This is a genomic window from Alkalimonas amylolytica, from assembly GCF_900107845.1.
GTDB classification, from domain to species: Bacteria; Pseudomonadota; Gammaproteobacteria; order Enterobacterales; family Alteromonadaceae; genus Alkalimonas; species Alkalimonas amylolytica.
On record NZ_FNRM01000010.1, the window covers coordinates 18,232 to 33,066 of the forward strand.

The window sequence follows — 14,835 nt, forward strand, 5'->3', positions numbered from 1 at the left end:
CTGGTACAATGAGCGTGTTTTTTAACCGCATATTTGAGGGACCAAAAATGTCTTTAGCACTTGTTCGTACCGTGGTAGGTGCTGCTGTATTGGCAATCGCCAGTTTTAGCAGTCAGGCGTCGTTGATTGTAAATGGCGACTTTGAAGGCAATCCGATTAACCCCAACTCCTGGACCTGGAAGCCTTCCAGCCAAGTAGCTGGCTGGCAGGGTAGCAATATCGAAATCTGGAACTCGATGAATGGGGTGCAGGCGATGGTCGGCAACCACTTTATTGAGCTGAATGCGCACGGCAGCAATCAGGGCGCCTGGTCGATTTTCCAGAGCTTTGAAACCCTGGTAGGCCAGAGCTATGAGCTGAGCTTTTACTACCGTGCCCGCAACGGTAGCAATGAGCAGTTTGACGTGACGGTAGCGGATTTGAGCCAAACGCTGAACGATCACACCAACCAAGGCTGGAGCTTCTTTAGCAGCACCTTTGTTGCCAACGATACCAATACCACCTTGCGTTTTACTTCGCACAACAGCGGCACCATCGGCAACTTTCTTGATGGCGTGAGTGTGATTGCTCAACAGGGTACTGCTGCTGTGTCTGCCCCGGCGACTTTTGGTGTTTTTACTGCTGGTTTATTGGCTTTAGGCCTGATCCGTCGCATACGCACCCGTTAAGCGGTAGCGCTGCCTGTTAGCTGAAACGCCTCGCATCCTGCGGGGCGTTTTGCCATTTAGCCTGCCTTGCTGTTGTGCCATTCGATGCCTTTTAGAAATGATATTTTTTGGTAAATTAATTGGATCTTTGATGTCGTGTTGTGTAGGTTCTTAGAGAGCAACCTTAAGCACCGCTTTAGCTTAACTCCATTGACCAACCCGTTTACGAGAGAGCGCTGATGAGCGAACTGCAAATTTATCAGAATGATGATGGTAGTCTGCAACTGGCTGTGCCTTTGCGTGATGAAACGCTTTGGTTGTCACAGGCGCAAATGGTGAGTTTATTTAAACGAGATCAATCCGTTTTATCCCGTCATATCAGAAACGTTTTTAATGAAGGTGAGCTTGATGAAGCAAGCAATATGCAAAAAATGCATACTGCAAACTCTGATAAGCCTGTGGTGTTTTACTCGCTGGATGTGATTATTTCTGTTGGCTACCGAGTTAAATCAGTGCAAGGGGTTAAATTTCGCCAATGGGCCACTGCCACACTGAAACAACATTTGCTAAAGGGCTATAGCTTAAATCAGCAACGTTTAAGTCAAAACGCTGCTGAACTGGAGAAAGCGCTGCAACTGGTCAAGCGTGCTGCAGCTTTGCCTTACAACAGTGAGTTTGGTGCAGGGCTAGTTGATATTTTGGCCAGCTACACGCAAACCTTTTTGTGGTTGCAGCAATACGACGAAGGCTTATTACAGCAGCCAAAAGGTGAGCTTGGAGGTGAGTTAACTCCCTTAGCGGATGTAAGAGCAGCACTGGCGCAATTAAAAACCCGGCTCATTGCCAGAGGCGAAGCCACCGTATTATTTGGCCAAGAGCGGCAAGATGGACTGGCCAGTATCTGGGGTAATTTGCAGCAAACGGTATTTGGTGAAGAAGCCTATCCCAGCGTGGAAAGCAAGGCTGCGCATTTACTGTATTTTGTGGTCAAAAACCATCCTTTTAGCGATGGCAACAAGCGTAGTGCCGCCTTCTTATTCGTAGACTTTCTCAACAGAAACAATCGCCTCTTTAATGAACACTATCAGGCTGTTATTAATGATACCGGCCTGGCGGCTATTACCTTGTTGGTTGCTGAATCTGATCCGCAGGAAAAGCAGACGTTAATCCGGCTGATTGAAAATCTACTGGCGACATAGAAAGTAAACTCTGCCTTGCATTCATTGGCTTTCAAGCCAACCAACGCCCGCAGTCTGCCATTAGCCGAGCCTTTTTCCGCTGTCATTGCACCTGTGCTAAAGTAGCCGGCGGTATAACGACAGAGGATAACCCATGGTCCCTTTCTTCTCCGGCCGCCTGACGGCGGTTCTGACTTTATCGGCCAGCCTGCTGTGGGCGGGCCTGGCTAAGGCCGAGGCGCCAAGGCCTTTAACACCCGAAGATCTCTGGCAGGTACAACGGCCATCAGCCCCGGTGATGGCACCAGATGGTAAAAGTGCGCTGTACGGTGTGAGCAGCTACAGCATGGAGACCGACCGCGGCACCACGGCTCTGCATTGGCTGAATCTGCAAACTGGCCAAAGCCAGCAGCTGACGTTTCCGGCCAGTGGCAGCGACAGCGGGGCGGTGTGGCGTCCTGATGGCAGCAAGATTGCCTTTGTGTCGCGTCGTCAGGCCGAGCGCAACCAGATTTTTGTGATGCGGATGGATGGTGGTGAGCCACGCCAGCTGACCGATTTGCCGGTGGCGGTATCGGCAGTACAATGGATGCCGGATGGTCAGAGCCTGGTGTTTATGGCCCAGGTGCCGGCCGACTTTGACGGCGACTTTGCTGCATTGAAAGCGCAGCAAGCTGAAAAGGCCAAATCCAAAGTTTCGGCCTTTGTCACCGAGAACCGCTTGTACCGGCACTGGGATCGCTTTTTAGAGCAAGATGCGTATCCGCGGCTGTTCCGGGTGCAGCTGACCAGCGGCGAGGTGACTGAGCTGACGCCGGGCTGGCAGCGTTATTTCAACATTGGCGGTGGCATCAGCTACGACATCTCGCCCGATGGCCGGCACATTGCGCTAACGGCCAATACCACTGAGCCCCCTTTTGATGACTTTAAAGCCGATGTGCTGTTGCTGCAAACCGATGGCAGTGGCAGCTACGTCAATCTGAGTGCCGACAATACCGGCCGCGATATCAATCCGGTGTTTAGCCCGGATGGTCGTTACCTGCTGTGGGGCCGTAGTTTACGCAATGACTTTTATGCCGATCAAATCAATCTGCTGCAGTACGATCTGCGCAATGGTCAGAGCCGCATGTTAACCCAGGATTTTGATCATACTCCGGTCAACTGGCAGTATTCGCGCAATGGCCGGCAGATCTTCTTCCAGGCCGATGACAGGGCCATGACCTCCTTGTTTGCCATGCCGGCACGGGGTGGTGCCATTCGGGAAGTGCTGCGTGGCGGTACCAATACGGGACTTGCTGAAACCGCCGATGGCCGCTTGCTGTTTGTGCATCATGGCCTGACGCAGATGCCGGAGCTGTTCAGTGTGCGGGTCAATGGTCGTGACCGCCGCCAGCTCACCCAGCTGAATCAGGCACTGCAAGACAGCATCGACTGGGGCAAGGTGGAGAATGTGACCTACGCTGGCGCCAATGACGCTCCGGTGCAGATGTTTGTGGTGTACCCGCCCAACTTTGATGCCAGCAAAAAATGGCCGGTGCTGAACCTGTTGCACGGTGGTCCGCATGGCTTCTTTGGCGATACCTTTCACTTTCGCTGGAACGCCCAGGTGTTTGCCGCCGCCGGTTACATCACCATTCTCCCCAACTTCCATGGCTCCACCAGCTTTGGCCAGGACTTTGCCATCTCCATTCATGGCGATCACCCAACCAAGCCCTTTATCGACTCGGAGCGGGCCATCGACTTTATGTTAGAGCGTCCTTATGTCGACGGCAATCGGCTGGCAGCAGCCGGTGGCAGCTACGGTGGCTACCTGGTGAGCTGGATAGCCGGTCATACCGATCGTTATCAGGCGCTGATTAATCACGCCGGGGTCTACAACCTGAAAGGCCAGTTTGCCTCCGATACCACAGCGCACCGGGTGCATGCCTACGGCGGCGCGCCCTGGGATGGCATGGACAATGTGCTGCGTTTTAGCCCCTCGATGCATGCGGCCAACTTTAAAACGCCGATGCTGATTATTCACGGTGAACTGGATTACCGGGTGCCGGTGACCCAGGGTTTTGAAATCTATGGTGTCTACAAAGGCATGGGGCTGGATGCGCGGCTGGTGTACTTCCCGGATGAAAATCACTGGATCTTAAAGCCGAATAACTCGGTGTTCTGGTTCAATGAATTTACCGGCTGGCTGGACCGCTACTTAGGCCCTGGCCCGAAAGAGTAAACAGCGCGCATTAACAGCATAAAAAAAGCCCCGCCAGTCAACCGGCGGGGCTTTTGTTTGGATCGTCTTACTTCAGATCAAAGCGGTCGTTGTTCATCACCTTGACCCAGGCCTTCACAAAGTCCTGCACAAACTTGGCTTTGTTGTCGTCCTGCGCGTAGACCTCGGCGTAAGACCGCAGGATGGAGTTGGAACCAAACACCAGGTCGACCCGGGTCGCCGTCCACTTGGTGGCACCGGTTTTCCGCTCGACGATGTTGTACTGGTTCTTGCCGGTTGGCTCCCATTGGTAGCTCATGTCGGTCAGGTTGACAAAGAAGTCATTGCTGAGCACACCCACCTTGTCGGTGAACACGCCATGCTTGCTGCCGCCATGGTTGGTGCCCAGTACCCGCATACCGCCCAGCAGTACCGTCATTTCCGGTGCAGACAGGCCCATCAACTGAGCGCGGTCCAGCATCATTTCTTCCGGCTGCACGCTGTAATCGGCTTTCAGCCAGTTGCGGAAGGCATCGTGCAGTGGCTCCAGCACATCGAACGACTCGGCATCGGTCATCTCCTGCGTGGCATCACCGCGGCCCGGCGCGAACGGCACCGTGATGTTGACGCCAGCGTCTTTGGCGGCTTTTTCTACCGCCGCGCTGCCGCCTAGCACAATCAGGTCGGCCATGCTGACTTTTTTGCTCAGCGATGCCTGAATGGCCTGCAGTACCTTCAGTACTTTTTGCAGCCGCTCCGGCTCATTGCCGGCCCAGTCTTTTTGTGGCGCCAACCGGATACGGGCACCATTGGCACCACCACGGTAGTCCGAGCCCCGGAACGTCCGGGCGCTGTCCCAGGCGGTGGCGACCAGCTCAGACACCGACAGGCCACTGGCCAGCACTTTGGCTTTCAGCTCGCTGATTTCGGCTTCGGTCAGGGTGTAATCGGCTTTGGGCACCGGGTCCTGCCAAATCAAGTCTTCTTTCGGTACATCCGGCCCTAAATAACGGCTCTTCGGTCCCAGATCGCGGTGGGTCAGTTTGAACCAGGCGCGGCGGAAGGTCTCGGCAAAATACTCCGGATCTTGGTAGAAGCGCTCGGAGATTTTGCGGTAGTCCGGGTCCATCTTCATCGCCATATCGGCATCGGTCATGATGGGGTTGTGGCGCTTGGATGGATCTTCTGCATCCGGCACCTTGTGCTCTTCTTTGATATTGATCGGCTCCCACTGCCAGGCACCGGCCGGGCTCTTTTTCAGCTCCCAGTCGTAGTTCAGCAGCAGCTCAAAATAGCCGTTGTCCCATTGCGTTGGGTTGCTGGTCCAGGCGCCTTCCAGCCCGCTGGTCACTGCATCGCGGCCAACACCCCGGGTTTTGTGGTTCATCCAGCCAAAGCCTTGCTCGTGAATATCGGCGCCTTCCGGTGCCGGGCCCAAATTGGCGGCATCGCCATTGCCATGGGCTTTACCGACGGTATGGCCGCCTGCGGTCAGCGCTACGGTTTCTTCGTCGTTCATCGCCATGCGCTTAAAGGTTTCGCGGACATCCCGGGCGGTTCTGAGCGGATCGGGCTTGCCATCCACCCCTTCCGGGTTGACGTAGATCAGGCCCATCATCACGGCGGCCAGTGGGTTGGCTAAATCGCGTTCGCCAGAGTAGCGGCTGCCTTCACTGCCGGATGGCGCCAGCCATTCTTTTTCCGAACCCCAGTAGGTGTCTTTTTCCGGGTGCCAGATATCTTTGCGGCCACCGCCAAAACCAAAGGTTTTCAGGCCCATCGATTCATAAGCCATATTACCGGCCAGTATCATGAGATCGGCCCAGGACAACTTGTTGCCGTATTTCCTTTTGATTGGCCAGAGCAAACGCCGCGCTTTGTCCAGGTTGCCGTTATCCGGCCAGCTGTTCAGCGGTGCAAAGCGCAGGTTACCGGTACCTCCGCCGCCCCGGCCATCGGCAATCCGGTAACTACCGGCACTGTGCCAGGTCATGCGGATAAACAAGCCGCCGTAGTGGCCCCAGTCGGCAGGCCACCAGTCCTGGCTGTCGGTCATCAGGGCTTTTAAATCGTTTTTTACTGCTTCAAGGTCCAGACTTTTGAAAGCCTCGGCGTAATTAAAGTCATTACCGAGTGGGTCGGTTTTGCTGTCGTGCTGGTGCAAAATATCGAGATTCAGTGCCTTAGGCCACCAGCTCATCACATTGTCGGTGGCGGCCGTATTGGCGCCATGCATCACCGGGCATTTACCGGCGTTTTGATTGGTCTTGTCCATGCATCACTCCTTGTTCAGGTTGGTTTTACTGAGCGTACTGCAGGTACTCACGCTTTAGCTGTATCAACTATAGACAGCAAACTACTGTCCCGAAAGTAACTTTTCCTGAACGACGCAATCGATTTTTATGATTGATTATGCCTTCTTTATTCTTTTTTTGGTGTGTGCATGCCGGCAATGTCGAATAATCTGCTCTTTTCATGGTTAGGGCAGAACCAGTTGAGCCTGGTGAGGGTAAAAGGTTGAAAGGCAGACTACACTTAAGCATGATCTGAAACAGTGCCAGTTACGAAAGTTCAGTTATACTGATAACAACCAGCCCGAATGATGGAGTTCTCATGAGTAAATTTATGGCATCGGTGGATCAGCGCACCAACCTGGTCGGGCAAAACCGGTTGGAGCTGCTGATTTTCCGGCTGAACGGTGAGCAGCCGTATGGGATTAATGTGTTTAAAGTTCGGGAAGTGTTGCAGTGTCCTCAACTCACCGAAATGCCCGGAGCTTCACCCCATGTGCGTGGTATTGCCCATTTGCGGGGAGAGGCCATTACGGTGATTGATTTGAGCCAGGCCACCGGCGGACCGGCTATCCAGGATTTGAAAAAAGCCTTTATTTTGGTGACCGAATACAACAGAACCACTCAGGGCTTCTTAGTGGGTGGGGTCGATCGCATTGTCAACATCAATTGGGAGCAAATCAGCCCACCGCCGAAAGGGGCTGGCCGAAATCATTACCTGACCGCCGTGACCAAGGTGGATGATCGCCTGGTGCAGGTGATTGATGTGGAGAAAGTGTTCGCTGAGATTTCGCCGCCGGATGAGGAAGTTAGCGAAAGCCTGAAAAAAGAAGCGGCTCAGATGAATCTGGCGGATTTGGTGGTGTTGGTGGCCGATGACTCGGCGGTGGCCCGTGGTCAGGTCAAACGGGCGCTCACTTCGATCGGTGTGAATATCGAGCTGGTCAATGATGGCAGGCAGGCGCTGCAGTGGCTGGAGAAAAAAGCCAAAGAGCTGGGTGGCGATATCTCGAAAAAGGTACCCTTGTTGATTTCAGATATCGAAATGCCGGAGATGGATGGTTACACCCTCACGGCTCAGGTGAAAGCCAACCCGGATTTACGCAACATGCATGTGGTGCTGCACTCATCGCTTAGCGGGGTTTTTAACGAGGCCATGGTAAAAAAAGTTGGTGCTGACCAGTTTATTGCCAAGTTCCACCCGGATGAACTGGCTTCGGCCGTTGAACACTGGATGAAAGCCGATAGTTAGTTTTAAGCTCAACTCATGAAACAATAGGGGCGCATTCATGCGCCCCTATTGTTTGCCTTGAACGTGGTAGCTGATCTGAGCGCAGGGGTTCAGGTAGTCCAGTACTTGGGCAGGCAACTGCTGCGGTTTTAGCACTTTTTCAATGGCCAAATCGTCTTCAGTCAGCGTCAGGATTGGGGCTTCAAGCCTGGGAATATCCGCTTCATACACCATAATATTAGGTTGCAGCAGCGCGTCGCTGTTCACGGTGATCACCATACCGATTCTGTCGTCACTGAGCTGAACCAAGGTGCCAGGCGGATATACGCCCATTTGTTTAATCAGCAGTTTTAATTCGGTCTCCGGCAATTGCTGGCGCATCTTCCGGTACATGTACGATAAAGCGGTATGTGGTGAGCGCGTTGCCTGGCCTGGTCCCGGATGGCATAAGTTATCGAAGGTATTTGCCACCATCACAATTTTTGCCAGTGGGTCTATATCCTGTTCTTTCAGGCCTCGAGGGAAACCACTGCCATCTGCGTACTCATGGTGCTGCATGAGTATTGGGATCGCCTCAGATGGAAACACCGACAACCGCTCGGCCAGCTCGGCACCATACTGAGTATGTAGGTTCAACAGGTTTTGCTCGGGTTTTGTCAGTGGCTGTTGTTTGCGCATTATTTGGCTTGGCAGACGCAGTTTGCCAATATCGTGAAACAAAGCGCCAAAGCCCACCAGCTGGATCTGTTGCTCGGTCAGTTGCAGGTTTTTCGCCAGCATCATCGATAAAGTCGAGACATTCAGCGCATGGTAGTACAGGTTTTCTTGATCTTTTTGCGCTGTGGCAATCATATGCAGCGATAGCGCATCGGGGCGGGCAATCAGTTCGGCCATTTGCGCTGTCAGTTGACTGGCTTCTTCAATGGCCGTGACAGGCTGGCTGCCGAGCTTTTTCATCAGGCTATGTAATTGTTTAAACGATTGGTTAAATGCTTTCTCGGTTTTTTGAATCGAGCGCCGTCGCATTTTGGAGGCCTCGATACGCGCCGATTTTTTTTGCTGTAAGGTGGCACGATATTCGGCAGCTTCATCAATCTGCCGCAGTACCTCTTCATTCGAAGCTGGCTTTGGCTCAGGAGGGGCTGCCAGGCTTTTATCTGGGTATAGATAAACATACTCCAGCTTTAGTGACTGGATGATACGAATTTGATGCTGATTTTCTATCACCAGCTTGTTGGACATAAAGGGATGTTGCAACCAGCTAAGAGGCAGCTTAATGGCATGACCAACACGAAGTTTTGTGGGGCTTAGTTTTTCTGGCACTTGCGTTTCCTGTTTAATCGCGTTGTTGATGGACCCTTAAACTCATCTGCCATTCGCATTTTGTTTGGTATACGCCCAAACATCTCTGTCGATCAGCTGCCATCGCATAGTGTAGGTTGACAGGGGATGAACTGGCATGCGCTGGATCATTATTTGGGTTGTAAAATCCCCTGAGCCCATTGCACAGCATCGTGATACTGCATGGCCAGATCGGCATGAGATGGCAGTTTACTGGCCAGTTTTTCTGCCTGTACCCAGTCTGCAGCTTCATAGGTTTCGATGAGCGCTAAGATATGGCCGAGACGACCACTGCGTTCGGACAGTGCCTGACGAATACTGGCAGGCAGTGGGAGCTGACTTAACACCTGAGCCATGGGCATTTCTACCAACTCATCCACTTTGGAAAACAGCCCGGTCAAAAAAGCGGTAGGTGGATTGGTCGGATACTGGCAAAGCCTGGCCAGTTGATCGCAAAAACGGGCCCGCACCAGTGATTGAATGATGCGGGCATCCTCTTCACCGTTTGCCAGGTTAGCCAGTGCCAACAAGGCAATGAATTTTTTTAACTCAGCTTCGCCCATATAAACCATGGCAAGCTTCAGCGATTGAATGCTTTGCTCTTTGGCATAGGCGGAGTTGTTGATAAAACGCAGCAATTTAAAGGAAAGCGCGACATCGCGCTCGACAATCGAGCTCAGTCGGTCAAAGTCCAGTTGCTCGGCGCAAGCTTCGCCAATCAGCTCCAGCAGGTTGAGCTTGTTGCTACTTAGCTGGCGATGCTTCATCATTTCCGGACGGGCAAACAGGTAACCCTGAAACAAGGTAAACCCCATCAGTTTTAATTTATCAAACTGCTCAGCGGTCTCTACCCGCTCGGCCAATAAGGTCACCGGATGATGTTTGATACGTTGAATGAACTTACTGATTTGTAGCAGATTAAATTGTTGTACATCCACTTTTAGGTAGCGGGTGTAAGGCAAAAAGATGTCCCACTTGGGATCAAAGTCGTGGTCATCCAGTGCCAGTGCATAACCCATACCGTGCAGGGCTTTGCAGGCTTGCAGCAATTCCATACTGATTGGTACCGTCTCCAGAATTTCAATCACTGTAGTAGCGGGATCGATCGAGGTAGGAAAGTGATGGATCAGGGTTTCAGCCGAAAAGTTAATAAAGGCCAGCTTGCCAGCTGCAATATGCTCCACGCCGACCAGCAAGTGATGCTCGGTTAATAGCCGTGAGGTGGCTTCGTCGCCATCAATATTGGGGAAGCTGTTTTGTTCGCCATCGCGAAATAGTAGCTCGTAGCCATACAGTGCTTTGGTGTTATCGTAGATCGGCTGGCGGGCAATGTAAGCGTACAAGGGCAGACTCCACTAACTGCAACAAGCTCACTTAAAAGTGTAGCCTGACATCATGTAAGTACAAGCTAAATCAAAATGTCCGGGTTCGTAGCCAGCTTTTGCACAACAACCAGCTGTACAGTGATGCCGCTAACCCAAGCAGCAACTTGCGCCGCAGTGGCTGAATGGGAGATGTGCTCATAAAACCTCCTGGGATCCAAGTTCAAACCCCTGCAATTGCTGGTGCAAACGTTGCCACTGCACTCGTACACCGCAGACTTTATCAGCGCCACTTTGGTGCCAATAACGCTCGGCCAGTTCGTTGAACCGATACTGCTGATCACTGACGGTGATTAAGCTGGCGCTTTGCAACCGTTGCAGAGCGGTGCCGATCTCATCTGGTTCTGCGCCAGGGGGTTGCAGATACGCCATTGCTTGTTGTACCTGAGCCAAGCTGGCGCTCCCTGTGTCCGCCATGGCGTAGCGCACAGCCAGTAACACCAAAGAGTCAAATAGCTGCAGTGTCTGACTGGTCATGCTTTGGGCTTGCAGGTTGAGATGCCGAGCAGGCTGTAGGCCGGGCATGTATTGAGTAAGCCGGTCAGTAGCGGTACCACACCTACCCAACCCCAAACACCGACCACGCCTGTGGCAGCCAAAGCAATCAGCACAATGCCCACCAGCATGCGTAATGTTTTATCCAGTCCACCTACGTTGGTTTTCATAGCCACACCATCATTTTATTAGGTTAATCTTAATTAAAGGTTAGCTGCAAAACGAGCGAAGTACTAGTGTAAAAAACAGCTTTACTTTGATCTGCGACACTATGTCGCAGGCTTTAATAAGAAAAAATTAATGTAATGGGTGTATGCTTTAACCATGTGCCTTGGATGGCTGGCGCAATTCCGGCTTGCCCTGGAGTTACCGGGTGCCTGCCGGGGTGGCCTGGATAGCCCCGACATCAGAAGCCTCAAAAAATTAAATCACAACGACACAGTGCATCACGATGCAAACCACGACGAAAACCGCTGTGAAAACGACTATGAAAACCACGAAGGAGAACGACCAATGAAACTATGGCAAACCCTGGCTTGTGCTGCTGTTGTCAGCACAGCCGCTCACGCCGATAACGATGTCTTTGTTTACCTGACCAGCTCATCACTGCAAACTCAGGGCATGGCGATGGTGCTGGCCGGCCAGATGCAACAGCAAGGTGCCAATGTCTCGGTCCTACTGTGTGATGGTGCCGGCGATTTAGCCCTCAAAGGCCATGAAAGCCCGACGTTAAAGCCAAGAGACGTCACCCCCGCTCAGTTGCTGCAGCAATTAATGGCTGGTGGCGCCAGTGTCGAGGTATGCGCGCTTTACTTACCCAACAAGCCTGCCACGGCAGACGCCCTGCTTGAAGGCGTGACAGCAGCGCAACCACCGCGTATTGCAGAGAAAATGTTGAACCCGGCGGTGAAGGTGTTTAGCTTTTAAATCACTGGCGGACCTTCTAAGTCTGAAGCAAGGTGCGGTTCGCTTTCATACCTGACATTATGTCAGATTTCACCACTTTCTGGTCAATTTTGCTAACGACTCCGTTATGTAAGCCTGCTGCTGTGGGCTTTTCTGTGGATTGGCGTTGCATTAAGTTTATGATAATAAGGCTCTTTTTGTGTTTTTAGGTGTTCTGGCACAGCTCTTGAAATAGCTTTCGTGTAATCGCTTATTTCAAGCCAGTACAGCTGGCAAAGACACAAGGAAAATCCCATGAATGCATTGAACCGTTTTACCGATATTATCAACGCCAATCTGCACGCCCTGCTGGATAAAGCCGAGCAGCCTGAAAAAATGCTGCGTTTGCTGGTGCAGCAAATGGAGGACTCTTTGGCCGAGCTGCGTACCTTAGCGGCTGAGCACATTGCTGAGCGCAAACAATTGCAACGCCAGCTGCAGCAGCTGGATGCGGCGGTTACGGACTGGCAGCAAAAAGCCGAACGGGCTTTAGCGCACGATAAAGAAGATCTGGCGCGGGCGGCACTGGCTGAGCGGTTGGCGGCGGAAGAAAAGCGCAGCAGCGTGCAGCAGGAAGACACGCAAAGTCAGTCGTTGCTGGCCGATATTGAAGGCGATATCAGCCGTTTGCAAAGCAAGCTGAATGAAGCGCGGCAGCGCTATCACCAAACACAACGCCGGGCAGATTGCACTGAGGTGCGGATGCAGGTGCAAAGCAAGCAGCATCAAGACAAAATCACCGAGGCCATGCATAAATTCGAGCGTTACGAGCAAAAAATCGATGGCTTAGAAGCTCAGCTGGAAGCGATGGATCTGGGGCGTTCGGCCAGCAGCACGTCGCTGAAACAACAATTTCAGAGCCTGGAGCAGCAAGAAGCCATTGAGCAGGCGCTGGTGGCACTGAAACAAAAACAGCCGCATAAGGAGACAAGCCATGCGTAATGTATTGATTGTTTTTGCATTGCTGGTAGCTATTGTCTGGCTTGGGCCAGCGTTGCTGGCCTTTGTCGGCGCTGTCCTGGTCGGCGGGGTGGTGATGATTTTTGATGTGTTGATCGCCGCCGTGGTGGTGCTCTGTCTGGCTGGCCTTGCTTACTTGCTGGGAGCTGTGCTGTTGAACAGCCTGCTGCTGGGGGTGGTGCTGGCAGGAATCGTGCTGCTGGTGGTTGGCTTTAGCGTCCTTTGGCCTTTGCTGTTGCTGCTGGCGCTGGTCTGGCTGGTGAGCAGCCGCTCACCACGCCGGTTGGCCTGAACCCCGCCAAACAGACCAGCCACAGCGCTGGTCTGGCTCTTATTCACCCCGCCCAGCGGCACTGATGCTCGCATCTTGAGGTCAGTTGGGTATATACTGACGATCAACAGCACCGACAGAGTGACTGTATTTTGATGAGTGGCACATCACACTCACTTGCAAGACAATGTCAGCGACCTCAAGCAACCGAATCGATAGCAATGAGGATTGAGAATGCGACTCAAAACATTTGTATGCACCGTACTACTTAGCTTATCTACAGCGGCTATGGCCCACTCCGACCGCCCCGATCATTTTGAAGGTCTACCAGCCAATACACTGACTGAAGCCGTGCAAAATTTTTCTGTCTACAATGCCAAACTGGCCGAGCTGGTGGCATTGGGGTCACTCACTCCGACTCAGCTGCACGAAGTGCATCAAATGACTTACACCCTGGAAAACGCGCTGGAGAAAATGCAGGCCGAGTTGGCCATACTTGCCGAGGTGCTGGAAGAAGTGCATGTCGCGTCCGAATACAGCGATGCCGCTAAGGTGAAAGCCCGGGGTCAGGTTTATCTCGACACCGCACGTAAGCTGGTGCCTTAAATCACAGCCATCACAGCAGGGGCAGCTCAGCTGCCCTTACTGCTCGTTAAACTGCTGTTTAGACATCAGATTGACGGTTTCATGCAGCTCAGAAAACACCAGTACGACCTCGCCGGAGCGCAGTTGTGCACGGACTTGCGCTACTTTTTGCGCTAGCGATATTTCCTGCTCGCCATAATCGGTACCTTCGCGCAATACATAGTATTCAATCAAATTGTTCAGCGTCTCTGCCTCAAGCTGTTGCCAGGGAATAATCACCGTTGCAGTACCTCTTGGAAAAATAGTGGGATCCGCTGGTTCAGCCAGAACACCGGCTTCAATGGGTTGCGGCCACTGACAAAGCCAACATGGCCGCCTGAAGGCCAGGTCTCATGCCGTACCAAGTCCGGTAGCTCTGCCTGGTGTGGCACCACGTCAGGGGCTAGAAAAGGATCGTCTTTGGCATGGATAATCAGGCTGGGCACCCGGATCGCCGGTAAAAACTGCCGGCCACTGGCCTGCCGATAGTAATCGGCGGCATCCAAAAAGCCATGCAAAGGTGCGGTAAAGCCATTATCGAAGGCTTCAATGCTATGCATACGCTTTACGGTCTGGTGCGTGAGTGGAATAGGGAAGTCATCAAAGCGTTGCAGCTTTTGCAGCGCGCTTTGCTTCAGCTGGCGCAGCAGGTAGCGCTGATACAGCTTGCTAAAGCCTTGATTGATTCGTTTGGCGCTGCTAGCCAGAGCCAGTGGAGCGCAGACGGCAACTGCAGCTGTCAACGGGTTATTGTTGCCTTCTTCCCCGCAGAACTTCATCAGGACATTGCCACCCAGCGAAAAACCTACGGCCAGCAGTTGTACACCTGGAAAGCGTTGCTGCAATTGAGCCAACAGATAGCGCAGATCATCGGTATCACCCGAATGATAAGCGCGTGGCAACTGATTGGGCCGGCTACCACAGCCGCGAAAATGCAGCAGTACGACTGGCCAGTTCAGACGTTCAAACGCAGCAAACATGCCTTGCACGTAATGACTGTGCCGGTTACCGGCCAGGCCATGCAACAGCACCACCAAGGGCCCCTGGTAATCGGCGTTCAAGTTTTGACTCCAGCACAGCTCCAACTCATCGCCATCCGCCAGCGGCAGCCACTCACTGCTTAGGCTGCCTTGATAGCGTGGGTGCAGGTATTTGGCCGCCAGCGTTTGTAAATGCCCGCCGGGTAGCCACCAGGCCGGTTGGAAAAGGGGGCGTGTGGTCAAGGTTCGCCTCGTACTGCAGTCGTTAGTATAAAAAAAACAGAGTGTAC

Annotated in this window: 15 protein-coding genes; 8 read left to right on the plus strand and 7 right to left on the minus strand. The window is 52.8% G+C overall.

Annotated elements, in window-relative coordinates; all coding sequences use genetic code 11:
* Positions 1-47: 47 nt before the first annotated feature.
* The 3 genes from BLW37_RS15980 (at position 48) to BLW37_RS15990 (ending at position 4,046) form a co-directional block, all read left to right on the plus strand.
* The gene (locus BLW37_RS15980) at positions 48-668 is read left to right on the plus strand and encodes a DUF642 domain-containing protein (protein ID WP_171907651.1); all 621 of its coding nucleotides are present in this window, start codon (positions 48-50) and stop codon (positions 666-668) included.
* 218 nt (positions 669-886) lie between these two features.
* Entirely contained in the window at positions 887-1,846 is a 960-nt protein-coding gene (locus BLW37_RS15985; protein ID WP_091344734.1) for a virulence RhuM family protein/type II toxin-antitoxin system death-on-curing family toxin, read from the plus strand.
* 133 nt (positions 1,847-1,979) lie between these two features.
* Positions 1,980-4,046 (plus strand): S9 family peptidase, encoded by a 2,067-nt coding sequence (locus BLW37_RS15990; protein WP_091344736.1) that lies wholly within the window; start codon positions 1,980-1,982, stop codon positions 4,044-4,046.
* Between the two features lie 67 nt (positions 4,047-4,113).
* Here BLW37_RS15990 and katG read toward each other — a convergent pair whose 3' ends face one another.
* A complete protein-coding gene (gene katG / locus BLW37_RS15995) occupies positions 4,114-6,300 on the minus strand; it encodes a catalase/peroxidase HPI (RefSeq protein WP_091344737.1) in 2,187 nt (728 codons plus the stop codon).
* 338 nt (positions 6,301-6,638) lie between these two features.
* On the opposite strand from katG, the gene BLW37_RS16000 reads away from it, so the two are divergent.
* A complete protein-coding gene (locus BLW37_RS16000; RefSeq protein WP_091344739.1) occupies positions 6,639-7,568 on the plus strand; it encodes a chemotaxis protein CheV in 930 nt (309 codons plus the stop codon).
* Between the two features lie 45 nt (positions 7,569-7,613).
* Here the strand turns inward: BLW37_RS16000 and BLW37_RS16005 are convergent, their stop codons facing one another.
* The 4 genes from BLW37_RS16005 to BLW37_RS16020 form a co-directional block, all read right to left on the minus strand.
* Positions 7,614-8,870, minus strand: a complete 1,257-nt coding sequence (locus BLW37_RS16005) for a cyclic di-GMP phosphodiesterase (protein WP_091344740.1) — start codon at positions 8,868-8,870, stop codon at positions 7,614-7,616.
* A gap of 149 nt (positions 8,871-9,019) precedes the next feature.
* A complete protein-coding gene (locus BLW37_RS16010; RefSeq protein WP_091344742.1) occupies positions 9,020-10,231 on the minus strand; it encodes an EAL and HDOD domain-containing protein in 1,212 nt (403 codons plus the stop codon).
* Between the two features lie 177 nt (positions 10,232-10,408).
* Positions 10,409-10,747 (minus strand): hypothetical protein, encoded by a 339-nt coding sequence (locus BLW37_RS16015; RefSeq protein WP_091344743.1) that lies wholly within the window; start codon positions 10,745-10,747, stop codon positions 10,409-10,411.
* Positions 10,744-10,935, minus strand: a complete 192-nt coding sequence (locus BLW37_RS16020; protein WP_091344744.1) for a YgaP family membrane protein — start codon at positions 10,933-10,935, stop codon at positions 10,744-10,746. Before BLW37_RS16020 ends, BLW37_RS16015 begins: the two co-directional genes overlap by 4 nt.
* 343 nt (positions 10,936-11,278) lie before the next feature.
* Here BLW37_RS16020 and BLW37_RS16025 point away from each other — a divergent pair, with 343 nt between their 5' ends.
* The 4 genes from BLW37_RS16025 to BLW37_RS16040 all read left to right on the plus strand — a co-directional run bounded on the left by BLW37_RS16025 (position 11,279) and on the right by BLW37_RS16040 (position 13,547).
* Entirely contained in the window at positions 11,279-11,692 is a 414-nt protein-coding gene (locus BLW37_RS16025; RefSeq protein WP_091344880.1) for a DsrE family protein, read from the plus strand.
* 273 nt (positions 11,693-11,965) lie between these two features.
* Complete coding sequence (locus tag BLW37_RS16030) at positions 11,966-12,652, plus strand: PspA/IM30 family protein (protein ID WP_091344745.1); 687 nt, start codon at positions 11,966-11,968, stop codon at positions 12,650-12,652.
* Positions 12,645-12,962, plus strand: a complete 318-nt coding sequence (locus BLW37_RS16035; protein WP_091344747.1) for a hypothetical protein — start codon at positions 12,645-12,647, stop codon at positions 12,960-12,962. Before BLW37_RS16030 ends, BLW37_RS16035 begins: the two co-directional genes overlap by 8 nt.
* A 213-nt stretch (positions 12,963-13,175) precedes the next feature.
* Complete coding sequence (locus BLW37_RS16040) at positions 13,176-13,547, plus strand: DUF6746 family protein (protein WP_091344749.1); 372 nt, start codon at positions 13,176-13,178, stop codon at positions 13,545-13,547.
* 36 nt (positions 13,548-13,583) lie between these two features.
* On the opposite strand, the gene BLW37_RS16045 is transcribed toward BLW37_RS16040, so the two are convergent.
* A complete protein-coding gene (locus BLW37_RS16045; protein WP_091344750.1) occupies positions 13,584-13,805 on the minus strand; it encodes a YheU family protein in 222 nt (73 codons plus the stop codon).
* Entirely contained in the window at positions 13,802-14,788 is a 987-nt protein-coding gene (locus tag BLW37_RS16050; RefSeq protein ID WP_091344752.1) for a hydrolase, read from the minus strand. The genes BLW37_RS16045 and BLW37_RS16050 overlap by 4 nt, the downstream gene beginning before the upstream one ends.
* Positions 14,789-14,835 lie beyond the last annotated feature (47 nt).